The sequence below is a fragment of the Lederbergia citri genome (assembly GCF_018343625.1).
GTDB classification, from domain to species: domain Bacteria; phylum Bacillota; class Bacilli; order Bacillales; family Bacillaceae_C; genus Lederbergia; species Lederbergia citri.
On record NZ_JAGYPG010000004.1, the window covers coordinates 259,567 to 285,295 of the forward strand.

The 25,729-nt window shown below is 36.5% G+C and carries 27 protein-coding genes and 1 riboswitch; of the genes, 20 read left to right on the plus strand and 7 right to left on the minus strand.

Features of this window, described 5'->3' with window-relative positions; all coding sequences use genetic code 11:
• Positions 1-135 precede the first annotated feature (135 nt).
• Together KHA97_RS20860 and KHA97_RS20865 are read left to right on the plus strand one after the other, a co-directional pair.
• Entirely contained in the window at positions 136-666 is a 531-nt protein-coding gene (locus tag KHA97_RS20860) for an NfeD family protein (RefSeq protein WP_213126722.1), read from the plus strand.
• 18 nt (positions 667-684) lie between these two features.
• Positions 685-2,214 (plus strand): flotillin family protein, encoded by a 1,530-nt coding sequence (locus tag KHA97_RS20865; RefSeq protein WP_213126723.1) that lies wholly within the window; start codon positions 685-687, stop codon positions 2,212-2,214.
• Between the two features lie 374 nt (positions 2,215-2,588).
• Here the strand turns inward: KHA97_RS20865 and mreBH are convergent, their stop codons facing one another.
• Positions 2,589-3,596: a rod-share determining protein MreBH gene (gene mreBH, locus KHA97_RS20870; RefSeq protein WP_213126724.1), complete on the minus strand. Its 1,008-nt coding sequence runs from the start codon at positions 3,594-3,596 to the stop codon at positions 2,589-2,591.
• 301 nt (positions 3,597-3,897) lie between these two features.
• Here mreBH and KHA97_RS20875 point away from each other — a divergent pair, with 301 nt between their 5' ends.
• Positions 3,898-4,737, plus strand: coding sequence for a protein-glutamine gamma-glutamyltransferase (locus KHA97_RS20875; RefSeq protein WP_213126725.1), 840 nt, complete (start codon positions 3,898-3,900; stop codon positions 4,735-4,737).
• Between the two features lie 46 nt (positions 4,738-4,783).
• Here the strand turns inward: KHA97_RS20875 and KHA97_RS20880 are convergent, their stop codons facing one another.
• A complete protein-coding gene (locus KHA97_RS20880) occupies positions 4,784-5,305 on the minus strand; it encodes an acyl-CoA thioesterase (RefSeq protein WP_213126726.1) in 522 nt (173 codons plus the stop codon).
• A gap of 199 nt (positions 5,306-5,504) precedes the next feature.
• Here KHA97_RS20880 and KHA97_RS20885 point away from each other — a divergent pair, with 199 nt between their 5' ends.
• Positions 5,505-5,780 carry a hypothetical protein gene (locus tag KHA97_RS20885; protein ID WP_213126727.1) on the plus strand — a complete coding sequence of 92 codons (276 nt, stop codon included), beginning with the start codon at positions 5,505-5,507 and terminating at the stop codon, positions 5,778-5,780.
• A gap of 97 nt (positions 5,781-5,877) precedes the next feature.
• Here the strand turns inward: KHA97_RS20885 and KHA97_RS20890 are convergent, their stop codons facing one another.
• The 3 genes from KHA97_RS20890 to KHA97_RS20900 all read right to left on the minus strand — a co-directional run bounded on the left by KHA97_RS20890 (position 5,878) and on the right by KHA97_RS20900 (position 9,739).
• Positions 5,878-7,110, minus strand: coding sequence for an aminopeptidase (locus tag KHA97_RS20890; RefSeq protein ID WP_213126728.1), 1,233 nt, complete (start codon positions 7,108-7,110; stop codon positions 5,878-5,880).
• Between the two features lie 315 nt (positions 7,111-7,425).
• Positions 7,426-8,445, minus strand: coding sequence for a metal ABC transporter solute-binding protein, Zn/Mn family (locus KHA97_RS20895; RefSeq protein WP_213126729.1), 1,020 nt, complete (start codon positions 8,443-8,445; stop codon positions 7,426-7,428).
• 109 nt (positions 8,446-8,554) lie between these two features.
• Entirely contained in the window at positions 8,555-9,739 is a 1,185-nt protein-coding gene (locus KHA97_RS20900; RefSeq protein ID WP_213126730.1) for a GTP-binding protein, read from the minus strand.
• A gap of 210 nt (positions 9,740-9,949) precedes the next feature.
• On the opposite strand from KHA97_RS20900, the gene KHA97_RS20905 reads away from it, so the two are divergent.
• From KHA97_RS20905 to KHA97_RS20925, 5 genes are all read left to right on the plus strand, one after another.
• Entirely contained in the window at positions 9,950-10,831 is an 882-nt protein-coding gene (locus KHA97_RS20905) for a permease (RefSeq protein ID WP_213126731.1), read from the plus strand.
• A gap of 18 nt (positions 10,832-10,849) precedes the next feature.
• A complete protein-coding gene (locus KHA97_RS20910) occupies positions 10,850-11,686 on the plus strand; it encodes a TIGR03943 family putative permease subunit (RefSeq protein ID WP_213126732.1) in 837 nt (278 codons plus the stop codon).
• Between the two features lie 117 nt (positions 11,687-11,803).
• Complete coding sequence (locus KHA97_RS20915; protein ID WP_213126733.1) at positions 11,804-12,769, plus strand: CobW family GTP-binding protein; 966 nt, start codon at positions 11,804-11,806, stop codon at positions 12,767-12,769.
• A 41-nt stretch (positions 12,770-12,810) separates the two neighbouring features.
• Positions 12,811-13,815, plus strand: coding sequence for a permease (locus KHA97_RS20920; protein ID WP_213126734.1), 1,005 nt, complete (start codon positions 12,811-12,813; stop codon positions 13,813-13,815).
• 10 nt (positions 13,816-13,825) lie between these two features.
• On the plus strand, positions 13,826-14,842 hold the full coding sequence (locus KHA97_RS20925) for a TIGR03943 family putative permease subunit (protein ID WP_213126735.1): 1,017 nt from the start codon (positions 13,826-13,828) through the stop codon (positions 14,840-14,842).
• Between the two features lie 41 nt (positions 14,843-14,883).
• Here the strand turns inward: KHA97_RS20925 and KHA97_RS20930 are convergent, their stop codons facing one another.
• The gene (locus KHA97_RS20930) at positions 14,884-15,534 is read right to left on the minus strand and encodes a DUF1232 domain-containing protein (RefSeq protein WP_213126736.1); all 651 of its coding nucleotides are present in this window, start codon (positions 15,532-15,534) and stop codon (positions 14,884-14,886) included.
• 124 nt (positions 15,535-15,658) lie between these two features.
• Here KHA97_RS20930 and ytaF point away from each other — a divergent pair, with 124 nt between their 5' ends.
• The 11 genes from ytaF (at position 15,659) to motB (ending at position 25,146) form a co-directional block, all read left to right on the plus strand.
• Positions 15,659-16,303 (plus strand): sporulation membrane protein YtaF, encoded by a 645-nt coding sequence (ytaF, locus tag KHA97_RS20935; protein ID WP_213126737.1) that lies wholly within the window; start codon positions 15,659-15,661, stop codon positions 16,301-16,303.
• Positions 16,304-16,953: 650 nt separating this feature from the next.
• On the plus strand, positions 16,954-17,883 hold the full coding sequence (locus KHA97_RS20940) for an LCP family glycopolymer transferase (RefSeq protein WP_213126738.1): 930 nt from the start codon (positions 16,954-16,956) through the stop codon (positions 17,881-17,883).
• 114 nt (positions 17,884-17,997) lie between these two features.
• Positions 17,998-18,642 carry a DUF1232 domain-containing protein gene (locus KHA97_RS20945; protein WP_213126739.1) on the plus strand — a complete coding sequence of 215 codons (645 nt, stop codon included), beginning with the start codon at positions 17,998-18,000 and terminating at the stop codon, positions 18,640-18,642.
• A gap of 104 nt (positions 18,643-18,746) precedes the next feature.
• Entirely contained in the window at positions 18,747-18,875 is a 129-nt protein-coding gene (locus KHA97_RS24340; protein ID WP_267912465.1) for a hypothetical protein, read from the plus strand.
• 94 nt (positions 18,876-18,969) lie between these two features.
• Positions 18,970-19,135, plus strand: a riboswitch (M-box (ykoK) riboswitch).
• A 249-nt stretch (positions 19,136-19,384) separates the two neighbouring features.
• Positions 19,385-19,507, plus strand: coding sequence for a hypothetical protein (locus KHA97_RS24345; RefSeq protein ID WP_267912466.1), 123 nt, complete (start codon positions 19,385-19,387; stop codon positions 19,505-19,507).
• 20 nt (positions 19,508-19,527) lie between these two features.
• Complete coding sequence (gene mgtE / locus KHA97_RS20950) at positions 19,528-20,856, plus strand: magnesium transporter (RefSeq protein WP_213126740.1); 1,329 nt, start codon at positions 19,528-19,530, stop codon at positions 20,854-20,856.
• 99 nt (positions 20,857-20,955) lie between these two features.
• Complete coding sequence (locus tag KHA97_RS20955) at positions 20,956-21,816, plus strand: transporter substrate-binding domain-containing protein (RefSeq protein WP_213126741.1); 861 nt, start codon at positions 20,956-20,958, stop codon at positions 21,814-21,816.
• 15 nt (positions 21,817-21,831) lie between these two features.
• The gene (locus tag KHA97_RS20960) at positions 21,832-22,509 is read left to right on the plus strand and encodes an amino acid ABC transporter permease (protein ID WP_213126742.1); all 678 of its coding nucleotides are present in this window, start codon (positions 21,832-21,834) and stop codon (positions 22,507-22,509) included.
• Positions 22,510-23,095: 586 nt separating this feature from the next.
• Positions 23,096-23,470, plus strand: a complete 375-nt coding sequence (locus KHA97_RS20965) for a DnaJ family domain-containing protein (protein WP_213126743.1) — start codon at positions 23,096-23,098, stop codon at positions 23,468-23,470.
• Between the two features lie 76 nt (positions 23,471-23,546).
• On the plus strand, positions 23,547-24,347 hold the full coding sequence (gene motA / locus KHA97_RS20970) for a flagellar motor stator protein MotA (protein WP_213126744.1): 801 nt from the start codon (positions 23,547-23,549) through the stop codon (positions 24,345-24,347).
• Complete coding sequence (motB, locus tag KHA97_RS20975) at positions 24,334-25,146, plus strand: flagellar motor protein MotB (RefSeq protein WP_213126745.1); 813 nt, start codon at positions 24,334-24,336, stop codon at positions 25,144-25,146. The genes motA and motB overlap by 14 nt, the downstream gene beginning before the upstream one ends.
• Before the next feature lie 32 nt (positions 25,147-25,178).
• Here the strand turns inward: motB and KHA97_RS20980 are convergent, their stop codons facing one another.
• Positions 25,179-25,628: a flavodoxin gene (locus KHA97_RS20980; protein ID WP_213126746.1), complete on the minus strand. Its 450-nt coding sequence runs from the start codon at positions 25,626-25,628 to the stop codon at positions 25,179-25,181.
• Positions 25,629-25,729 lie beyond the last annotated feature (101 nt).

Genomic DNA, 25,729 nt, shown 5'->3' on the forward strand with positions numbered 1-25,729 from the left:
AAAGGAATAACCTCTGAAAAAGATTTAGAAATATGAAACTTTATCTACAAGAATAACGTAATAAATAGGGAAGGGGGAAGATAAAAGCGGATACGCATTGTTAGGCAAATAAAACAATGTAAAGGGATGATGGATATGACATTGTTTGGAATGTCGATTGAAACGATCTATCTTGTTTTACTTATTATTTCCGGAAGTTTAACGATTCTATATTTATTCTTTGGTGACGTTCTGGAAGGAGTAGGGGAAGCTACTGATTTTTTAAACCCTGTATTAATATTGGCCTTTATAACATTTTTTTCCGCAGGGGGATATATTTTAGAGAAAGCTACAACGCTTAATAGTTTCCTCATTATGGCAATTGCAGCTATTGTATCAGCATTACTGGATGTACTTTTAAATGTATTCGTACTCGTTCCAATGAAGTCTGCGGAACAATCATTAAGCTATACAGAAAAATCGCTTGAAGGGCGTGTGGGAAAGGCGATTATATCCATCCCACAACAAGGATTTGGCGAAGTGGTGATAGAAAGTTACAGCGGGATGATCTCGAAACCTGCTGCAAGTTTTGAAGATACTCCAATCCCAGAAGGCTCTGAAGTACTTGTTATTGAAGTGAAAAATGGAGTTTTATATGTAATGCCATATAAACCAAATTTTAAATAATCTTAAGGGGGAAAATATATGCCAGTTGAATTTTTGATTGTTGGTGGTGTAGTTCTTTTTATTCTTATCGCTTTAATTGGTGTGTTTGTCTCGAAATATCGAACAGCAGGACCAGATGAAGCATTAATCGTGACAGGGAGTTATTTAGGAGGAAAAAATGTACACGTGGATGATGCTGGAAATAAAATAAAAATCATCCGTGGCGGTGGTACATTTGTATTGCCTGTCTTCCAACAAGCACAGCCATTAAGTTTATTATCAAGTAAGCTTGAGGTGACAACTCCTGAAGTATACACAGAACAAGGTGTTCCAGTTATGGCTGATGGAACAGCAATTATAAAAATTGGTGGTTCCATAGGTGAAATTGCAACAGCAGCAGAACAATTTCTTGGTAAATCAAAGGAAGATCGTGAAACGGAAGCGAAGGAAGTTTTGGAAGGACATTTGCGTTCCATCCTTGGTTCCATGACCGTTGAAGAAATCTATAAAAATCGTGATAAATTTTCACAAGAGGTACAACGTGTGGCATCCCAAGATCTTGCGAAAATGGGTCTAGTCATTGTTTCATTTACAATTAAAGAAGTTCGCGATAAAAATGGTTATTTAGATTCTCTTGGTAAACCGCGTATTGCCCAAGTAAAGCGTGATGCAGATATCGCAACGGCTGAAGCAGATAAGGAAACGCGCATTAAGCGTGCAGAAGCTGCAAAAGAAGCGAAAAAAGCAGAGCTCGAACGTGCTACAGAAATCGCCGAAGCTGAAAAAGTAAATCAATTGAAAATGGCTGAATTCCGCCGTGAACAAGATATGGCTCGTGCGAATGCCGACCAAGCTTACGATCTTGAAACAGCACGTGCCAAGCAGGAAGTTACGGAACATGAAATGCAAATTAAAATCATTGAGCGCCAAAAGCAAATCGAGCTTGAGGAAAGAGAAATTAAGCGTCGTGAACTACAATATGATGCAGAAGTTAAGAAAAAAGCCGATGCTGATCGTTATTCGGTAGAGCAAGCTGCTAATGCTGAAAAAGTGAAGCAAATGGCTGAAGCAGATGCGCATCAGTATCGCGTAGAGGCAACCGCTAAAGCGGACGCTGAACGTGTGCGTCTAGATGGTGTGGCGAAAGCCGAAGCACAAAGAGCTCAAGGGGTTTCAGAAGCTGAAGTTATTCGTTTAAAAGGTCTTGCTGAAGCAGAAGCGAAACAAAAAGTAGCAGAAGCCTTCGAAAAGTTCGGTCAAGCAGCCGTACTCGACATGGTCTTAAAAATGCTTCCTGAATACGCGAAGCAAGTTGCAGCTCCACTTGGCAACATCGATAAAATTACTGTCGTCGATACTGGCAGCAATGGAGAAGGGGGCGCCAATAAAGTAACTGGATATGCTACAAATTTAATGGCAACAATGCAAGAGTCATTGAAAGCCTCTTCCGGAATCGATGTTAGGGAACTACTTGAAAACCTATCCGGAAAACATAATGTTCGCGAAAGTATTGATGCTTTAGCATACGAAATGAAAAAGGAAGAAGTTAAGGAAGGCGAACCAGTTTAAAATGAGGTTTCGTTCTCGAGTCAATAGAATCGAGAACGAAACCTTTTTATTTTTTAAAAATCACCGAAGAGCTGGTCATATTGTAAAAAGGGCTTGGCGTTCGACTGAATCATTCAAAGGACACGCTATAATGGAAAACCAGGACCCCTGTCCGATTGGAGGGTTTAAATAGCCCTTTTCATCAGGAAAAAGAGGTTCCCTGTCCGATTGGAGGGTTCAAAGAGACCGTTCCAGCAGGAAAACATAGTTCTCTGTCCGATTGAATTGTCAGCCTTACAAAAGTCGTTTAATTATTGCGCGCAAATTCGGATCTTTCCTAGGAGCCATTAAATCAAAAACCCCTGAGTCTAAAATATCCACTCAGGGGCATCACCTTATTTAGAAGCTTTTTGTAATTTATTGATAAATTTTAGAGAACGTCCAGTCCCGATTGCTACTGATTCTAATGGATTTGGAGCAATATGGACAGGAACGATGATTTCATTGCTTAGCCATTCTTGTAATCCGTTTAATAGTGAGCCGCCGCCAGTTAGGACAACTCCTCGATCAACGATGTCTCCACTTAATTCCGCTGGTGAATTTTCCAATGTTGCACGAATGGCTTCCAAAATATGAAGCAATGATTCTCTCAAAGCATTTTGAATTTCATAGGAACTAAGAGTAACAGTTTTCGGCAATCCAGTTACGAGATCTCTCCCTCTTACATCCATCAACTGTTCCGGATGCTCAATTAAAGCATAGCCAATTTCCATTTTTATTTGTTCGGCCGTGGATTCTCCAATTAATAAATTGTAATTTTTTCTGACGTGCTGGATAATATTTTCATCAAATAAATCTCCACCAATCCGAACAGTGTTACACGTTACAACGCCGCCATATGAAATTATGGCAACCTCAGTTGTACCGCCGCCAATATCAACAATCACATTCGCAACAGGTTCTTCTACAGGAAGATCAGCACCAATTGCTGCTGCTACAGGTTCTTCAATCAGATGCACATGTTTCGCACCACATGATTTAACTGCGTCGTGAATAGCTCGACGTTCAACAGAAGTAGCTCCTGATGGTGTACAAACTACTACATCTGGTTTCCTTAATGCAAAACCGATATTTTTTCCCGCTTTTCTCATCACTTCTTTTAAAAGCTGACTAGTAATATCAAAGTCTGCTATGACTCCGTCTCGCAGTGGTCTTACCGCAACAATATTGCCAGGTGTTTTTCCAATCATGCTTTTCGCCTCAGCACCAACTGCCAAGACTTTTTTCGTATCTGTATTTACAGCTACTACAGATGGTTCATTTAAAATAATCCCTTTGTTCTTCGTGTATACAAGTACATTTGCAGTACCTAAATCAATCCCAATTTCAGAATTAGAAAACATGTTCGTTACCATTCCTTTCATTTTTTCCGAACATATAATTATGTACAGTTTTCCATTAGTATAGACAATTTTTTAACAGATTGCTTGTAACAGAATTTGGAAGATGAAGGAATGTTACAAAGGAAAGCTCTAAACCTATTGATATAAGAAGGTCTGGAAAAAGAGACCAACAAATGCTGTTATAAAAACTTAACCTTTCTGTAAAGAAGTACGTAGTGAAAAAGGAAGATAAGACATATAAAAAGGAAGTAAAAATAAAATAGGTAATAGTTTATACGATATTTCTGGAAGGAGGGAGAGTTTGATAACAGTTTCGGGAATACCATTTCAACAAAGTGGCCAGTTGCCACTAAGTAGTATTGAAAGAGTCATAATTCAAGGAATGCAAAATGATTCGGTCGTTTATTCGTTTCAATCCATAGATGAGCTATCATTTGAACTCAAATTGAGAAAAAATATCGTAGAAAGTGCCAGGGAAATGGATCAAGGTGATTCACATTTTGAACCCTTTGAAGAATCTTACTGTAATCCTGGTTATTGGAATTTGACGATTGCTGGTGGTTTTCAATTAAAGAAAGGTGTAAAACCATCTGAAGCCATTCTTGACATCTATAGGAATAGCTCGCTTTATGCGTTTGAATGCGCAACGGCAATGATAATTATCTATTATCATGCCACTCTAAAAAGTATCGGTGAGAATGTATTTAATCAATTATTCCAAAACATCTATTTATATAGCTGGCATTTTGATCCTGATCTTGGCATACATACCATACACACTGAACAATTTTTACCAGGTGATGTTGTCTATTTTAATAATCCGGACGTTGATCCCGACACTTCTTGGTGGAGGGGGGAAAATGCCGTTGTTTTAGAAGATGGAACATTTTTTGGTCATGGGTTAGGAATTAGGACTGCTTGGCATATGATTCAATTGCTAAATGAAAAGAGAAAGCAAGGGAGCATTCGATCAGCATTTCTGACAAACTCCGTCACAAGACCTACTTTTAAACATTTGGCTCATATAACACATATACCCCAGAGGGCCCCCGTTCATAAATTGCAATATATCGTTATACATCATAATGAAAGTTCGATATCATGCAGTCGATATTTAAAGTATTTAATGACATATCGGTAAGTCTATATGAATAGAAGAGAAAAATAAGCTGCCATTTTCGGGCAGCTTATTCGTTGTTCAAATTATTAGAAAAGAATATAGCAAGATCCTTACTCTCTTGTTTTCGTAATTTGCGATGGGCTGCTCGTGAGTTTGCTGTTTCATTCAACCATTTTTCTTCCTTCGTTTCAGGGATAACTTGCGGAACCGGTATCGGTTTACCACTTTCATCTAAGGCGACAAATGTTAAAAAGGAAAGGGCCGCAATTGATTTTTCACCCGTTAACAAGTGTTCCGATGTTACTTTTACAAAAACTTCCATAGATGTTCTTCCAGTCCATGTGACCATTGCTTTTAATGTCACTGCATCACCAATGCGAATGGGTTTAATAAAATCAACGGAATCAGTAGATGCAGTAACTACAAGATTTCGAGCAAATTTTATAGCGGCAATCGATGCGACATCATCAATGTATGCCATTAATTTTCCTCCAAATAGCGTTCCAAGATGGTTGGCATCTGGTGGAAAAACGAGACTTGTTTTGATTGTAACTGTATCTTTCATAAATTTTGTAATTGGCTGTTCCATCTAACTCACCTCATAACTATGGTTGTTTCATTAGTATACCACTGTTTGATTATTAGATAGCATTATGTAGAAACGGAGGTTTATTAGGAAAAAAACAGGGTATATTAACTTCATAAAAATATGTATTCTGTTCCCAATGTTATAGTCGTCAAAGTATGTACAACTACCATTAACCATTCTCGGGGAGGAATGATGCTCAATGGATAAAGGGATGAGAAGAATTAGATGTAATCCTGATGGATCCATTCTTTTCAAAAGCTGGAATAACACCCTTGTCTTCAAAGGAAAATATGTTGCAATATTTGAAACAGCGAGTGGTTATGAACAAACTGATGGGGAACGGAAGGAATATTATGGTGAACTGGTTGAAGCGATTTTGAATGAACCTGATAATTTCGATGATGTGACTGTGGCAGTTAAAGAAATTGAAAATGCTTATATAAATAACGGTTGGGAAACTGATCTTCAATATTAATTAAAAAGAGTCTGGAAAATTATTCCTCCCAGACTCTTTTTTCGTGTAAAACTATTACTGATTAGAACATTTCACGTCTTTTTTTAGGCAGGTGGTCTTAAAACGCCCAATCTCCATTTCGGAAAATTGGCTCGGCTACACCTTCATCAGTAATGCCATCGATGTCCATTTTTGCTGATCCAATCATGAAGTCGACGTGCGTAATACTGGAGTTTAAGCCGTTTTTAGCAAGTTCTTCCTGTGACATTTTCTTACCGCCTTCTAAACAAAATGCATAGGCGCTTCCAATTGCAAGGTGGTTCGAAGCATTTTCATCAAATAATGTATTATAAAATAAAATGTTTGATTGGGAAATCGGTGAGTTATGTGGGACTAGAGCTACTTCACCAAGATAGTGAGAGCCTTCGTCAGTCTCAACGAGCTTCTTTAAAATTTCTTCGCCTTCTTTTGCTTTTACATCTACAATCCGACCATTCTCAAAAGTGATTGTAAATTCATCAATAATATTTCCAGCATAGCTTAATGGTTTTGTGCTTGAAACATAACCATTAACACCATCTTTATGTGGAACAGTGAAAACTTCCTCAGTTGGCATATTTGCCATAAATTCATGACCTTGTTCATTTATACTTCCTGCGCCTGCCCATAGATGGCCTTCAGGCAATTCGATTGTTAAATCTGTACCTGGTGCAGTATAGTGAAGCTTTTTATAACGCTTATTATTTAAATAGTCCACTTTTTCATGAAGTGTTTCATCATGTTTTTTCCATACTTCTACTGGATTATCCAAATCAGCTCTAGTTGCTGTAAAAATGGCATCCCAAAGTTTTGAAACTTGTTCTTCTGGAGCGGCGTCTGGGAATACCTTTGCAGCCCAATCTTTAGATGGAGCAGCGATGACAGTCCAGCTTACTTTATCGGATTGTATGTATTGGCGATATTTTTCCATTGCTTTTCCTGCAGCCTTTTGGAAATTCGCGATTCGCTCAGGATTGACACCTTTCATTAAGTCAGGGCCTGAAGAAACGACAGACATGAAAGCAGCGCCGTTTTCTGCAAGTTCTTCTACCTCGCGGGCTCGCCAAATCGGGTATTCATTGAATACTTCATCTGGAGCAAGGTCATATTTAAGTCTAGAAACGACATCATCATTCCAATTGACAACAACGTTTTTAGCTCCAGCTTCATACGCTTTTTTTACAACTAAGCGAATAAATTCTGCATTATCGATTGTTGAATTAATGGCAAGAGTTTGTCCTTTTTGGATATTCACGCCTACTTTAACTGCGAGGTCTGCGTACTTTTCAAGAGTTTCTTGAAATTTGGTCATGGCAATTCTCCTTTAGCAATTTATTTACTTATTTATTTTACCAAGCAATGGAAGGAAAGCAAATGTAGAGTGAACAAAAGCGCAAGCGCCTGTCCATCGACGTAGAAACTTCAGGGCCTTCGACTGAGATAAAGGAAACACGATGAGTCCGATAGGACGAATTGATGTTGACTTATCGTAGGGAGAAGGACAAGAAGTTTGCTAGTCGATAGGTGCTGGAGCTGGACGAAAACTTCCCGCCTTGAAAGTTGTCCACAAAGTCAATTTTATAATTTCCTTAGCAACAAAAAAATCCAAAGCAGTATACACTTTGGATTAATTCGCTAAAACCTTTTTTAAAGTTTCTATATTTTTATGCATTATACTAAAGTAATCTTCTTTATTCTTTAGATCATTTTCTGTAATGTATTCCAAGTTATGCAATGTAACAGGTGTAGTTCCTGTCTCTTTTTTTACAACATCTGCAACTTTTGTTACTGGATTTTGGTCGTAAATAATATAGGAAATATGATGCTCATTAGCTGTTTCTATAATGGTTTGCAGCTGTTTTTGAGATGGTTCATTTTCAGGACTTAATCCAGAAATGCTAATTTGCTTAAGGCCATATCGATGTTCCCAATATCCATAGGAAGCATGAGAAACCAAAATTTCTTTATGGTCAGCAGCATCGACTGTCTTTTGCAAATCATTGTCTATTTGTTCTAGTTCTTGTTTAACATCTTGGAAGTTTTTTTCAAAATCGTCTTTCGCTGAAGGCATTGCCTCAGTAAGTGCATCTTTAATATTTTCAGCAATCTTAATTGCATGGATAGGATCTAACCAAATATGAGGATCTTTGTCGTGATGATGATCGTGCTCATCATCCGCATGTTCATGATCATCATGTTCGTCAGCGTTTGCATTGTCGTGATCTGCTTCGTCAGGCCCATGGTCGTGATCATCTTGGCCACTTAAAAAATCAATTCCATTTGAAGCTTCTACCATCTTAACTTTTTCTTTTGATAATGAACTTTTTGTATTATTAATAAAAGGTTCGAGACCTGCCCCATTAAAAATGAAAAGATCTGCATCTGCTATATCCATCATCGTTCTCATTGTTGGTTCGAACGAATGAGCGTCTGCTCCAGGAGGATAAACACTTTTTACTTCTACATGATTACCGCCGACTTTTTTGGTGAAATCTTCAATCGGAAATATCGTTGTATAAACAGTTAGCTTAGTTTCATTATTTTTGTTTTCTGATTGATCAGTTTTAGCTGATGAATCTGTATTACATCCACCTAATAGAGCAGAAGTGATCAAAAATATCACGAAAAAGATAGATTTTATTTTCATAAAAAAGTTCCTTTCTTTATTAAAGAGATCTAAAAGATTCTTACTATCATATATGAATTTATTACACTTTGAATATATTAAACGTAATCATTACGATTTGCAAGTCGTATTATGCGTATGATGTGAAAGTGGGAAGAGGGTCATTTAGTTTGCTCCAGTCTGAAAGCATTTCATCGTCAGTTAATAAACATTCGTCAAGCTGACTTTCAATTAAATTCTTCTCCATTTCTATTCCAATAAATACGAGCTCTATCATTCGATCACCGTATGTGGCATCCCAATTATCCAATAACTCCGGTTCTTCCTTGAAAATGATGGCACGCTCATCTTCTGGGTATGCCGCAATCCAGTGACCGGCAGCTTGAACAGTAATAGATGTTCCAGCCTGTGAAAGGAGTCCTGCCCAATCATTTCTAGTTGCAAGCCAGAAAAAACCTTTTGCACGAATAACTTCTACTGGCCATTCCTCTAGCCATTGATTCAATCTTTCTGGATGGAATGGTCGTTTTCTTCTATAAACAAAAGAAGAAATGCCATATTCTTCTGTTTCTGGGATATGTTCTTCATTTAATTCCTTTATCCAGCCAGCTGCTTGACTGGCTTTTTCGAAATCAAAAGCTTGTGTGTTTATTAGGTCCTTTAGGGGGACATTTCCGAACGATGTTTGGATTAATTTTGCATCAGGATTTAAGATTTGCAGTACTCGTGAAAGTTCTTCCGCATCCGCCTTTTCTAAAAGATCGACTTTATTTAAAATGATGACGTTGGCAAATTCAATTTGATCGATTAATAAGTCAACAACTTCTCTTTCATCAAATTCATTCGTTCCAATATTACGATCAAGTAAGCTTTCTCCAGAAGAAAAATCTGTCCAAAACCGATTAGCATCTACGACTGTGACCATTGTATCCAGTCTGCATTTGCTTGTTAGGTCTATTCCGAGTTCCTCATCCAAATAGGTAAACGTTTGTGCGACGGGAATCGGCTCACTTATACCCGTTGATTCAATTACGATATAATCGATATTTCCTGATTCAACTAATTTTTCAACTTCTATCATTAAGTCTTCACGTAATGTACAACAAATACAACCATTTTGGAGTTCTACAAGTTTTTCCTCCGTTCTTCGAAAACCTCCAGAATGAATAAGATCTGCATCAATATTAACTTCACTCATATCATTGACTATGACAGCAATACGAAGGCCATCTCTATTATGTAAAATCTGATTGAGGACAGTTGTTTTTCCAGCTCCTAAATATCCACTTAACACAGTAACAGGTATTTTTTCCATATGTATCTCCCTTCTTAAATCGTAATCATTACGATTTGTATCGTATAATAAAAAAATAAAATTGGCAAGTGGATAATTTTATTTTATGTTTTTATTGTTCTGATATGAATGATAAACTTTAGTATCGGAAAAAAATCACATTTTGTTATTTAGATAATTTTTGTTTTAATAGTATAAGCATAGATTTGAATCTTTAAGGGAGTAAAAATTATGTCCAGTCAACTTTTTCTACAATTCAATACTATTTTTATTAGTATTTTAATAGAATCATTACCCTTTATTATGTTAGCTGTCATTATTTCCGGATTGATACAAGTATTTGTAACGGATGAGATGCTGGCAAAAGTGATTCCGAAAAATCGTTTTCTGTCTGTTTTATCGGCTACATCACTGGGAGCCATTTTTCCTGCCTGTGAATGTGGGATTATTCCGATTGCCCGCAGATTAATGGCAAAAGGGGTGCCTCTTCATGCAGCAGTTGCATTTATGCTTACTGGACCAGTCATCAATCCAGTCGTATTATTTTCTACGTATGTTGCATTCGGAAATAGTTGGAAGATGGCATTATACCGCGGTGGACTTTCGTTTATGGTTGCATTGTTAGTAGGATTTATCCTTTCGTTTCAATTCAAGGATTCACAATTAAAGCATATGCTGACACGCCAAGTTCCTATACGAAATGTTGCAAAGAGTAAAAAGATTCTTAGTACGTTAAAACATATGATTGATGAGTTTTTCACGGTAGGGAAGTATTTAATACTAGGTGCGCTGGTTGCTGCCGCTGTACAAACTTTTATGAAAACATCTACATTGACAGCAATTGGTCATGGGGAATATTCCTCATCCTTAGTCATGATGGGCTTAGCCTATATATTGTCACTATGTTCATCTGCTGATGCTTTTATTGCCGCTTCATTCAGAAGCACATTTTCAACAGGTGCATTGATTGCCTTTTTAGTGTTCGGAGCAAAATTTGATATTAAAAATACATTAATGATGCTCGGAGTTTTCAAAACGAAGTTCGTCTTTTTCTTATTTATGTATACAGCTATATTAGTATTCTTAGGTTCACTCTTAATACCTAATTTATAGAGAAGGGAGATTTGCTCGATGCTTCGATGCTGGATTTTGCTTGGCTTTTCATTCCTGTTTATGCATTTACATGCGACTGGTAATATTTCAAAATATATTAATTTGAAGTATTCATCCCTATCTTTTATTGCAATCTTTGTTTTTCTTTTCTTTATGCTCGTTCAGTTATATCTCACGATGAGAGATGGGAAAGACGACGAGGAGTTGAACGATATATGTGGTTGTGGAATCGACCATTCTCAGGAAGAGAAGTCATGGAAAGAAAAACTAAGCTATCCCATTTTCATCTTTCCGATTTTATCGGCATTATTACTTCCCATCGCCACTTTGGATTCCAATATTGTAGCGGCAAAAGGATTTAATTTTGAAGTGTATAATGATCATGATCCATATAGTACCCATCAATTTCTTGAACCCGATACGAGTATCTTTTACGGTCAGGAAGGTTTCGATGAACTGATGAAGGAAGCAATGGGGCAGTTCGGAAATAAAGATCGACTAATATTAAAGGACCCGGATTTCCTCTTAGGGATGGAAACTATTTATAAAAATCCTGGATACTTTATTGGGAAAACAATTGGTTTTAAAGGATTCACATACGTTGATAAAGAAACAAACGAAGTTTTCTTATTTCGGTTTGGAATGATTCACTGTGTCGCTGATTCTGGTGTCTTTGGAATGCTTCTTGAACTGCCACAAGGAGAAACATTTCATAATGATGAATGGTTGGAGGTAGAAGGTACGATGGATTCTATCTATTATCAGCCTTTCAAAAAAACCATTCCTATCTTAAAAGTGAATAAACTTAAAAAAATTGAGGAACCGAAAGACCCTTATGTTTACAGGGTTTATTAAGCAACGTAATTATTAAACTTTAATTAGTAATATATTAAATGTGATAATATGCTAGGATACAATCATAGAATAGTTATCAATAATCGAATAAATAGTCAAGCTTAAAGGAGTGATACTATGAAAAACGAGAGAAGGATTCCTGTTTTTGTATTAAGTGGTTTTCTAGGGAGTGGAAAGACAACTGTCTTGTTGAAGATGCTTGAACATTGCAAGAACAAGGGATGGCAGCCTGGTATCATTCTAAATGAACTTGGGGAAGCAAATGTCGAGAGCCATTTATTCGAAAACGAAAAAGTGTTTGAATTACTAAACGGCTGTATTTGTTGTACGATCCAAGATGATTTAAAAGAAACAATTGACGAGCTAATGTTAGAAATGGAAGAGCAGCCTTTGGACATTTTATTTATTGAAGGGACCGGAGTGGCTAATCCCCTTGAAATTCAAGAAGTTTTATTAAGCAGTCAATATTTAGATCAGTTTGAATTAATGTCAATTATTACTGTGTTGGATGCTAGTCATTATTTAGAGTATCAAAGCATCTTTTCAAGTTCCGCCGAAGTTCGCAATTTGATGAAGGAACAAACCGTATGTGGAAGCCTGTTATTATTAAATAAAACGGATCTAGTTCCTTCAGGGCAACTCGAGAAAATCAAACAAAAAATTACGAAAATAGCTGGACAAGGTAAAGTAATGATCGAAAGTGTGTATGGACAATTAGATCCAGAAATTCTTTTTGAAAAGCGAATCCAATCCGTATTTATTGGAAACAGCCATGGAAACGATCATTCACATCATCAACATCATCATCATTCAACCGTTCAAGCAATTAAGTTGGAGAATGTTCCAACACTAAAGCAAAAGATATTTGAAAAGTGGTTGAAGCAACTGCCTCCCAATGTTTTGCGGGGAAAGGGAATTATTGAAATAGAAGGATCAAAGCAATTGTACAGTTTTCAATATGCTTCAAATAAGGTGACATTTTCCCTAGTTCCTCAGTCTTTAAATCGTCAACCTGTCATTATTCTTATTGGAATGGGATTAGAAGAGAATCAAATTCATGACCATTGGAAGCAATTAGTATAGTAGTAACTAAGTAAAAAAATGACAAGGATTGGTGTTTGATTATGCGGGGACAAGGAAGTGCTTGGCTTAAAGAAGGGACAGGGTTATTGCTTATCGGAACACTACTCTTTTTATTTCTTTTTGCCGAGTTCACAAAAATACAAGGTGCAATTCCCAAAAGCTTATTAAATGTGAATACGATCTTTCTAAGCATTATTTTAGAGGCTTTGCCGTTCGTATTACTCGGTGTATTCGTTTCAGCATTGATTCAAACTTTTGTAGCAGAGGAAACAGTTCAGAAATATATACCTAAGAATCCTTTAATTGCTATTGTCCCTGCGGCAATTTTAAGCGCAATCTTTCCTGTTTGTGAATGTGCCATTATTCCAGTTGTAAGAAGACTCATAAAAAAAGGGATGCCATTGCATATTGGGGTTATTTTTATCGTAGGGGCGCCGATATTAAATCCGATTGTCTTTGCAGCGACGTATTATGCTTTTCAGACTACTCCTAGCATCGCTTATGCTCGAATGGGATTGGCGTTTGTTCTTGCGATTGTAATCGGAGGGCTTACTTATGCTTTTTTCCGGAATCGTGACCATTTAAAGTGGACAACAAATGAATTGTTGGATAGACCTGTTGAATCAATCGGCCAAGAGACAAATAAACTCAAATCGACCTTTTTCCATGCTAGCGACGAGTTTTTTGATATGGGCAAATATTTGATCATGGGAGCAATGATCGCAAGCTTATTTCAGACGTTCTTTGACAGAAATGTATTAATTAGCATGGGTACGAGTGACACAGCATCTCCTCTTATTATGATGGGTTTCGGGTTTGTTTTATCGCTTTGCTCGGAAGCCGATGCATTTGTAGCATCCTCGTTTGCACATACATTTTCCACAGGCTCGCTTCTTGCATTTCTAGTATATGGTCCGATGCTAGATTTAAAAAATACGATCATGATGTTTGCATACTTTCGGGCTAAATTTGTCATCGGTTTTATGGTTATTGTAACGGTATCTGTTTACGCGGTGATTTTAATCTATCAATATTGGTTTTTGTGAGGTGCTAGAGATGCAGAAAGAACGGGATTACAGTTTTCATGTTTACTTGCGTGGAATTATTTTGATCGGTTTTTTTCTATTACTGTTTAAGCTAATTGTAACCGGTAATATCCAAAGCTTTATAGCACCAAAAATGGTCCCGTTTTCTTATTTTTCTATCGCTGTTTTATTAATTTTGGGTGTGATTCAAATTTGGAGAAGCGGGTCAAAGAATAAAGAAGAACTTTACTGTAATTGCGGATTTGACCATAATCAAAATGGTTCGCCTTTACAATCGATTTTGATTTATTCCATTTTTTTATTGCCCGTACTGACAGGACTATTGTTTCCGATTACGACCCTTGATAGTTCGGTAGCTGCAAAGAGGGGGATAAAATACGGCTCTAGTCTATATACTCAACCACCAGAGATGAATACTGATAATTCCTTAGATACTTCACTAGCAGAAGAGTATTTAGATAATCCAGAAGAATATATGGCTGATATAGATAAAAGAATTGAATCGGAATCTCAAGATGGGGTAGAGGGAAGCGAAGCAGGAAATGGAAATGCGGACGGAACTAGTGGACTTGGAACGAATCAAGATGGCAGCGATGTAAGGATTATGACATCCGAAGATCAAGAAAAGTTAAAAAATGAGCTGTTACATAGCGATAAAGTTGTAGTGGACGATGATCAATATCTTGCAATTTTGAACATACTTCATGAAAATCCTAGTTTATTTATTGGCAAAGAAATTGAGATTGTCGGTTTTGTTTATAAGGAGCCAGACTTTGAAAAAGATCAATTTGTTGTTGCGCGGTTTGGAGTATCTTGTTGTATTGCCGATGCTTCTGTATATGGAATCATATCAACGATAGAGAAGCAAGATCATATAGAAGAGGATCAATGGGTACGGGCGAGCGGTACGTTAACGACCACGACAATGAACGATTGGGAGTTGCCATTTCTCCAAATTACAAACATAGAGAAGATTGACGAGCCAGAAAATCCATATGTGTATGAATATTACACACCTTTGAGTTAATAAAAAAGATGTGCCATTTTTAATGAGCACATCTTTTTTTATTATTCACTACTATTTTCAAGTTTTGAAACGCGGTCTGCTACAATTTGTACAGCAATGGCATCGTCTAAATACCCAAACGGAAAAACGTAATCAGGTATAATGTCTGTTGATAAAATAAAATAAAGGAGTGCGCTTCCCAGGATTGATCGTTTTTCCTCAGATGTATGTTCATCGAGGTAAATTTGATGCATTTTTTTCAACTCATTCATAAATGGACCTGCTCCTCTTACCTGTTCCATTTTCGCCTCAAACTCTTCACGAATCCTTTTTTCTCCTTCTTCAGTTAGTGCATACTGTTCGTACTTTACCAACTCTTGATGAACTTGCTCTATTTTAAATGTATCCCCTAAAAAGTTAGAGGTTACAAGAACTTGATGTATCGTATCAATTGATTCATACATATCAGACTCCATAGTATTATTTTCAACTTTTTCAATGTCATATCCTGCAGCTTGCAACAGTACTGCCATCGGAACGCCTAAATGATTCGCAAATTGTTGTAAATGAGAAGGTTTCGCCATCTGCTTATTATTTACAATTCTTGAAATCGTAGCAGTGTCAATTCCAGTCAGCATACTTAGCTTCCTCATTGAAAGCGATCGTTCCTTTAACAATGATTTTATTAAACTACCAAGATTTTCGTTGTTCATGATAAAACCTCCTTTCTGTTTTAATAATATATGTTGAATAATTGTCAACGGTTTTGAGGTGGATAAGCACATTTATTCAATTTGAACAATAACATGTAACAAAAAATAGAGGAGTGTTTTTAAAATGACAATTTGGTCTATGTGGCTTATCATTTTAGCTTTTGCAGTATCATCAAGCATTGATAATTTAGGAGTAGGTATTTCTTATGGAATTCGCAAAATACACATCAGAACTGGTCCGAACTTTATGATTGCTGTGATTTGCTTTCTGTTTAGTATGGCAGGCATTTCATTTGGGCTTTGGCTTTCAAAAATTCTTCCGGGTATGCTCCCAGTTATCTTTGGATCATTTTTATTATTTGTTATTGGAATTAGGATCATTTTATTGGCGACCCCTCGCAAAAAAGAAACTGTAAATGTGGTTAACAAAACAGATGAGCATTCCAATCGAATTAAAGAGATATTAAAAAATCCTGAACTAGCAGATCTCGATAAGTCGGGATATATTGGATGGGGGGAAGCAGTCCTTCTTGGGGTTGCGCTATCCGCAAATGCGCTTACGAATGGACTCGGTGCTGGTTTGCTTGGTTTATCACCACTTGCTATTTCTTTAACAGCTGCAATCGGAAGCTTTATCAGTGTTTGGGCAGGTGTGAATTTAGGTGCAAAGGTAGCCAAAGTTCGGATTGGATCATTCACTTTGGGACAATTTGGAACGGTTTTAAGTGGAGCCATCATATTGGTTATCGCTTTCACTGCATTCTTTTAACAAAATGGGCTGTGAGTCATGTGAAAGTTTATCTTACATTTTTCAATACTCACATGCCTTTTTCGTTTTTAATATTTTACGATATAAAGAAGAGTTTATGCTAAAAAGGTCATTCGTTTATTAGTTCGTAAGACTATAAACGAATGACCTTTCTCAATTTGAACGTGAATCATCGGAAAATAAAATAAAGTGTTAAGTCTAGAAAAAAAACAGTATGGACCGCTAAAAAAAAGATTGATTGTCTTGTATACTTATTCAATCTTAATCACCTCCAGAGGACTCAATATGGTTTTGTCAACCATACCTTTAAATGAGCTCATCCCTTAATCCTCATCATTTTTTTACTATTATATTGAGATTCATTCAAACCGTGTATGATTATCGTTTAATAAATTGAAAAACCAAGCATAAAATTGTCAATATAGAAATATTGTATTGAATAAACGGAAACATTAACTGCCATCAAAGCTACTATTTTATTGAAACTAAACTTTTGGGTTGTTAATTCAACAAAATTAAATTGACAAAATGTCAACGTTTGAAGTATATTTTTTATAACCGGTGATTTGGCTTGTAAATACAATTATGAATATAAAACATTACATACTTATATTTTGAGAATTAAATGTATAGAGGGAAGGTATGAATTGATGGAAAGACAGTTACGTAGAAAGAGTAAAAAAACGATAAAGATTATTTTAGTAACTATATTTCTTCTTATAGCAGGTGTAGTCACTTATGGATTTTCGGTTTACAAAAATTTAAATAATGCAGCCAATAAGGTTCATAGCCCGATTGACCGTAGCCCTGAAGTGGAGAGAACCTCAGAGCTTTCATTGAAAAAGAAAGATCCATTTTCAGTCCTTATCCTCGGTATTGATGCGGATGAAGGAGAAAAGGGGCGTTCAGACTCAATGATATTAATAACGGTTAACCCTGAAAAGATGTCAATGGATATGCTAAGTATTCCACGCGATACCCGTGTGGAGATTGTCGGCAAGGGGATCGATGATAAGATTAATCATGCGTATGCATTTGGTGATGTGGAAATGTCTATGAATACAGTAGAGAAGTTTCTTGATATTCCGGTAGATTACTATATGAAGATGGACATGACGGGATTTAAAGATATTGTCGATGCGATAGGCGGGGTAGATGTTAATAATGATTATGAATTTTCTGTTGGAAAAAATCATTTTCCGGTTGGTCAAATTAGCATGAATGGGGAAGAAGCATTAGACTTTGTCAGGATGCGCAAACAGGACCCACGTGGAGACTTTGGACGTCAAATGCGCCAACGTTTAGTTATCCAAGGTGCTTTGAATAAAGCAGCAAACTTGTCTACACTATGGAAATATACTGATATACTAGATGCATTGAGTAAAAATGTTGAGACGAACATTTCGTTTGATGAAATGAAAGAAATGCAAAAAAACTATGGAGATGCCCGTCAACATATTGAACAGTTTCAAATTGAAGGGACCGGCGCAATGATCGATGGCATTTGGTATTATATTGTTTCGGAAGAAGAAAGGACCAAGATACAGACTGGGTTAAAGGAACACATGGGTTTGATGTAGGTAGCTTTTTCAAGAAACAAAATGATTTGTTATTATACTAGATTTGGAAATGTTCGCATCTCATCTGACAACCGAAATCATTCTCACAAAATAAGTTTGAAAGGAAAATAACACATGTCTGAGATAAATAAAAATAATAAACTCGGTTTGTTGTTAAGAGAATTATTAAACAATCGTTCTTTGTCAATGAGGAAATTTAGTGAACTTACTGAAATCGATACAGCTACGATATCTAGAATCATTAACGGCAAGCGAAAAGCAAATCTTCAACACTTAGAAAAATTTTCGGAATGTCTAGAGGTTCCATTAGCTGAGTTATTTGAAGCAGCTGGTTACCCAATCGAACATAAAGAAGAAGAGGCTCATTCTGAAATTCAAAAGTCTGTTGAAATGATTCAAAGTTTTCTTGAATCCTCTAATGTATATGATAATGAGTTTTCGATAGCAAATGTTGAACAGAAAATCACGAATTACGGCCAATATTCACAAACTGATGAAGGACGAGATACCATCCATAATGGCTTTGAAGAAAAGCTGCAAAAAGTAGGTAGCATTGGTCCATTTATTAGCCAATTAAAAGATTTATTTGAGAAGTTTCGCCTTAGCAAAGGCACTCAGTATCAACTAGCTTTAATTGGAGGTACCCTCTTATATTTTATTATTCCAGTGGATGTCATTCCTGATTACATCTTTCCTATTGGCTATTTAGATGATGCGATTGCCGTAAACATCGTAATCAAATTACTTGCAAAAGAATGAAGAACATCTAGCTTTTTGAAAGTGGTTATATCGTACAGATCGGTGATACCTCTTATGGGAAGAATAGAAAAAAAGAAAGCTAGACGTAAATGGATTAAATATCAATGGAGACATTAAGAATACCTCTACAAGATACGTTAACAAATGAACTTGTCGATGTTGGGGCGGTTTTAAGTATCGATTTTGATAAAAACACACAAGCATTAAAAGTTTTTATCTACCTATCATGTTAGTACAGAAGAAGTTGCGGCACTTAAATAAAATAGTGAAACTGCCACTTGATTAAGTGTGATATTTGGCATTATAGTATATAAGGATAAAAAAATAATGATTCCTCGTTAGGTGAGGCTCCTGTATAAACATAAGCCACTGCCCAAAAACATCGAGAGATGCCAATGGGTAGAACAGGTCTTGTCGACTTAAGGCATGACATAATGTGGCTGAGCGAATGCTCTACGTTGTACAGTGCTAAAACTCAACAGGGGGGATTTTTTCACGTGAGTCCTCCCTAATGATTTTTAGGGAGGATTTTTATTTTGCAGTAAGGAGAAAATGAATAAATAGTAAATTTGTGTCTAGCTCCAGCGCCTATCGACTAGCAAACTTCTTGTCCTTTTCCCTACGATAAGTCAACATCGACTCGTCCAATCGGACTCGTCGTGTTTCCTTTATCTCAGTCAAAGTACCTGAAGTTTGTACGTCGATGAGCAAGGCGCTTCTGCTTTTCTCAAAGGAGGTGATAATGATGGAAGGAGACCCGGATAATTGTACATTCATAATTGTATATCGCAAAATGAGGGCAGTTGGTTCTTCACCAATCATTATCACTAAATGGAGAATGGCAGCTGCCCTCATGGTCAATTAATGCAACTGGGGGTAATAAACATGACACAAGAATTAAAAATCGCATTAATGAAAAATAAAGAGTTTGATGAATATATTGAGAAGTATCAACCATATGATTTGGCGGAAATGGTCATTGACCTTGAGTACGATGATCAAATCAGCTTCTTTACAATAGCTCCATCTACTTTAGGTGCTGAAATTATTGAATATCTAGAGCCAGAATTACAGTATCGAATTATGGATCATTTGTCTGAAGACAATGCGGTTGAATTACTTGATCATATGTCAAGTGATAGAGTGGTGGATTTGCTCCTTGCTATCCATCCACATCAGACGAAAAGATTGATGAAATATATTCCGGCTGATTACCGTGAAAAAATTAAAACACTGATGACTTACGAAGCGGATACTGCTGGAAGTCTTGCAACAGTAGATTATATCGGAGCTAGAAAAACTTGGTCGATTGACTATGCATTACGACATATTCGAAAGGTTGGCCACGATGCGGAACTTGTTTCCTATATATATGTTATTGATACACATGGAAAATTGGCAGGAGTAGTATCCCTTAAAGAAATTATTTTAGAAAAACCGGAGACGAAATTAGAGGGAATTTTAACTGAAGAAGTCATCTCTGTAACAGTTGACATGCACCAAGAGGAAGTTGCTGAAATTTTAGCGAAATATGACTTTGTTGCAATCCCTGTTGTAACACATGATTCTCGTATGATCGGAATTATCACCGTTGATGATTTGATTGATGTTATCCACGAAGAAGCAACCGAAGATATTCAGAAATTAGGGGGAAGTCAACCGCTAGAAGAGCCTTATTTTAAAAACTCTGTTTGGAGCGTTTTTAAAAAGCGGATTGGCTGGTTGCTCATTTTATTTGTAGCCGAGGCCTATACCGGAAATGTTTTAAGACACTATGAAGACACACTTAATGAAGTGATTGCACTATCTTTTTTCATTCCATTATTAATTGGAACTGGTGGAAACTCTGGAACACAGACCGTAACTACATTAGTTCGTGCAATGGCTGTAGGGGAAGTGGAATTCAAAGATGTTTTCAAAGTGTTGCGGAAAGAACTATCAACTGGTATTCTTCTTGGTGCAGTAATGGGGCTTGTGGCATTTATTCGTGCTCAAATATTAGGAGTAGGCTTTGACATTGGGAGCGTTGTGGCAATTACTGCAATATGTATAGTCATTTGGGCTTCTATTGTTGCAGCTGTAATGCCATTGATTTTGCATAAATTGAAAATTGACCCTGCTGTCGTTTCCGGACCATTTATCTCTACATTAGTAGATGGCACTGGATTGATCATTTATTTCACGATGGCAAAGTTATTATTAAATTTAGCTTAAAAATAGGACATCATTTGCAAAATTTCCTACTCCCATGTATATTTTATAAGGTTGAATAATACTGGTAGGAATACTAGGAATTATATTAGGGGGATGGAAATGCTAAAAAGTAGAAGTTTCTTATTTTCACTTGTTGTATTAATTGCTATATTTTTCGTATCGGCCTGTTCAAGTGGGGATAAAAATTCTTCAGGAACAAAAAATTCAGTTAAAGATAAAAATTCTTGGGAGGCGATTAAAGAAAGAGGCAAAATCATTGCTGGTACTTCTGGAACTCTTTATCCCACTTCGTATCACGAACAAGATTCTGATGATTTAACTGGTTTTGAAGCTGAAATTTTAAAAGAGCTTGCTAAAAGATTGGACGTTGAAATCGAGTTTAAGGAAATGGGCTTTGATGGTCTTTTAACATCATTGAAGAGTGGCGTGATTGATATTGCTGCTAATGATATAGAAATAACGGATGAAAGAAAAGAGAAAGTCTCTTTTTCAGATCCATATAAATATTCGTATGGTACAGCCATTGTTCGTAAAGATGATCTTTCCGGAATTAAAAAGTTGGAAGACTTAAAAGGAAAGAAAGCAGCAGGAGCAGCAACATCTATATATATGGACATTGCTCGAAAGCATGGTGCAGAAGAAGTAATCTATGAGAATGCGACAAATGAGGTTTATTTACGTGATGTTTCCGTTGGAAGAACGGATGTAATTTTAAATGATTATTATTTACAAACATTGGCTCTTGCGGCATTTCCAGAGTTGAATATTACGATTCATCCTGATATTCAGTATCATCCTAGCGAAATGGCCATTGTAATGAAAAAAGATAATGATGGACTTTTAAAGAAAATCAATGAAGTTTTAAAAGAAATGCATGAAGATGGAACGATTACCGAACTATCTAAGAAATTTTTTAATGGAGCAGATGTTTCTGTTAAACAAGATCTTGATTTTCAGTAAGTGGGGGTTGGAAAATTGAGTAATATTCAATGGCAATATATTTTCGACCTTCCACTTGCCATTAAATCCTTTCCGTATGTAATACAGGGAATATGGTACACAATCCTCATTTCATTTGTAGGAATGATAGTAGGATTATTGATTGGATTCTTTTTAGCGCTAGGACGCATGTCAAAGTTAGTTATTCTAAATTGGCCATCTCGAATTTATATTTCTTTCATGAGAGGAACACCGATGCTTGTCTTTTTGTTTTTATTGTATTTCGGACTTCCCATGGTAGGAATTGAGTTCAGTGCGATTACATGTGCTTTGATAGGATTTAGCCTACATTCTGCAGCCTATATGGCTGAAATTAATCGTTCAGCCCTGACCGCTGTCAATAAGGGACAATGGGAAGCTTCTAAAGCTCTCGGCTTGTCCTATTGGCAAACTATGAAATTGATTATTTTGCCACAAGCGACCAGGATAGCTTTGCCGCCATTATCGAACGTATTATTGGATTTAATAAAAGCATCGTCCTTAGCAGCAATGATTACGGTCCCAGATCTTTTCAATCGTGCAAAAATTGTCGGGGGCAGGGAATTCGATTACATGACGATGTATATTCTTGTAGCGTTGATTTATTGGGGGATTTGTTCGATTGTTGAACTAGGGCAGTCCTACCTTGAAAAAAGATATCAATATAGTGAATAAAGAGGAGCAGACGCTTCTCTTTTTTTTTGCGCAAATATATGTTTGTCAGTTTAGATTGAGCGAGAATAAGGACAGAGTCGATGCTTATTTCAGATTTCGGTCCTGATTGAGTAAGAATAAAGACAAAAACGATACTTATTTCAGAGTTGAGTCTCGATTGAGCGAGAATAAGGACAGAACGGATGCTTAATTCGAATTTCAGTCTCGATAGAGCGAGAATAAGGACAGAACGGATGCTTATTTCGTATTTCAGTCACAGTCGAGCAATAATAAGGCCGGAACCTAAATTCATATCGTTTTTAGCCTCAATCAATCACTGAATTCACAAAATTTCCCACTGTTTAAAAATATAATCTATGTCAAAGTTCTCTTACATCGAAATTATTAGCTTCAAAGGTAACGATGCACTGCTTATCCTGCCCTCAAAGTTAATATCTTCATTTTAAAGGTCACAATGAAGTGTTCAAATCGCTTTCTTTCTAAATCCAATGCAGCACCATATCGTAACTCCTTTGTCATTTTTACCATGCAAACCTTTTCCTACAAGAAGGTATAATAAAAGCAAAGTTAAAAAGGAGGCGGAATCATGGATAAATTTGGAGGGATATCTGAAGAACGAATTCTCAAAGCTTATGAGGAAGGGGAATTTGACAATCTTCCTGGTATGGGAAAGCCACTGCCAAAAGATTCATTGGAAGGTATTCCGGATAATTTGAAAATGGCGTACAGGATTATGAAGAACGCTGGGTATTCGCCTGATGAGATGGATGTGAAAAAAGAAATAATGACGATAGAAGATTTAATTCGTAAGACGGAAGATGAGATGGAAGTCAAAGGGTTGAAAAGAAAATTAAACGAAAAAATCCTCCACTATAACAGTTTACTTTCGAAAAAAAGAATCAAAACAAACTCTTCTGTATTTAAACAGTATGAGAGCAAAATTGAAAAAAAGTTTTTCTAAGTGAAAAGTGATTCAAATTTGTTTCTATCTGTCGATATATAGAATAAGACATTTATAAAGTTTAGGGTGAAACATTATGGATAGAACATCGCTTATTGGATTAATTCTTGGAGTGGTAGCAGTTGGTGTGGGGATGGTGTTAAAAGGTGTTAGTCCTGGAGCACTTATTAATCCTGCAGCTATACTAATCATTATAGTGGGGACGACGGCTAGTGTAGTTACTGCTTTTCCAACTTCAGAAATAAAAAAGGTTCCCAAACTATTCGGAATAGTATTTAAGGATAAAAATTCTTATAATGCGAAGGATCTTATCGGCGAATTCTCCGATCTAGCCCAGATGGCTAGAAAAGAAGGCTTGCTTGCATTAGAAGCATCGATTGATGAAATTGCAGATCCATTTATGAAAAACGGCTTGAGTCTTGCAGTAGATGGACATAGTGCGGATTATATTCGAGATGTATTAAACGAAGAAATTGATGCTATGGAAGAGCGCCACTCTGTCGGGGCTTCTATTTTCTCGCAAGCTGGTACATATGCACCAACGCTTGGGGTACTTGGTGCCGTTATTGGATTAATTTCTGCTCTTGGAAATATGGATAATACAGATGAGCTTGGTAAGGCTATATCAGCAGCATTCGTGGCTACTATGCTCGGTATTTTCACCGGTTATGTTTGGTGGCATCCATTTGCCAATAAATTAAAGCGTAAATCGAAAGAAGAAGTACGGATTAAAGAAATGATGGTCGAAGGTATTTTATCCATATTGGAAGGAGAAGCACCTCGCGTCATTGAGCAAAAATTGGCCTCTTACCTCCCTGCCTCAGAACGAAAGGAAATATTTGAGGAAAGTGGTGAAAGCCGAAATGTCCAGGCGTAGAAGAGGAAAGCAAGAGGGGCCACATACAGATGAATCGTGGCTTCTTCCTTATGCAGATTTACTGACACTGTTATTGGCGTTATTCATCGTCCTATTTGCAGCAAGTTCTGTAGATGCACAGAAGTTTCAAAAGCTCTCACAAGTTTTTAACGGTATTTTCCTCGGAGGAACGGGTCCAATGGACTTTCAGCAGCCGATAGAAAATGATGACAATAGCAAGGACCACCCAAAACCAACAGATAAAGATAAGGATAAGGAAAAAGAAGAAGATAAAGATCATGATAAGCCAGTTCAAGAGGATGAGATCTTTCTAGATTTAGAAGAGCAGAAAGAACTTGAAGCCATTCAATCAAAAATAAATGCATATATTCAAAAAAATGATCTGAATAATAAATTTGATACATCTTTAACGACAGAAGGACTTCTCCTCACGATTCGTGATAATGTTCTGTTTCAATCTGGTAAAGCGGAAGTGCGGGAAGCTGATAAAAAAACAGCAAATGAATTAGCTACTTTACTAGAAATGGATCCTCCTAGAAATATCATCATTAGTGGTCATACAGATAATGTACCGATTGGAAATGCTCGCTTTCAATCGAATTGGGAGTTAAGTGTCATGAGGGCAGTTAATTTCATGAAAGTTCTACTTGAGGATGAAAACCTTGATCCAAAGTGGTTTAGCGCAAAAGGATATGGTGAATTTCAACCTATAGGTGATAACAATTCAGAAGTGGGTAGGGCAAAAAACCGTCGTGTTGAAGTATTAATTTTGCCGCGAAATAAAAATGACGTCGAATAAAGAAAATCGGGGAAGTTCATTCCCCGATTTTTTTAACTGCTTATTATTAATTCTGCAAATTTTCTACCATAATCTCTACATTTCAAAAGTTCTCCTTCATCTGGATAAACGTCAACTATTAGATTAGGTAGTAGTATATCAGCACCTATATCCTTTATTCTTTCCGAAAATAATTTTATTGCCGCTCCAAAAGTAGATCTATAATAAGAATCTCCAGAGCCAAAAATAGCAGCTTTTTTCTCCAACAAATTTATATGATCCAATTCCTCAAAGAAATCCATAAATTCATCAGGGATATCGCCTTCCCACGTGTATGTTCCAATTAAAAAACCATCATAATCAAGTAAATCAGTCGGGATGGAGTCAAATGCTTCCTTGACTGTAACTTCCACATTCATTTGTTCTAGACCTTTTATTATTTCTTCCGCAAGTAATGCGGTGTTACCTGTCATACTCGTATATATTACAATAATTTTTGTCATCATATTCACTCTTTCAAATTGTTCCTATATCATTTTATCAAAAATACATGAAAGAAATTATCACAATGGTGTGAAGATAAAGGGAGCTTTACAAAAATTGA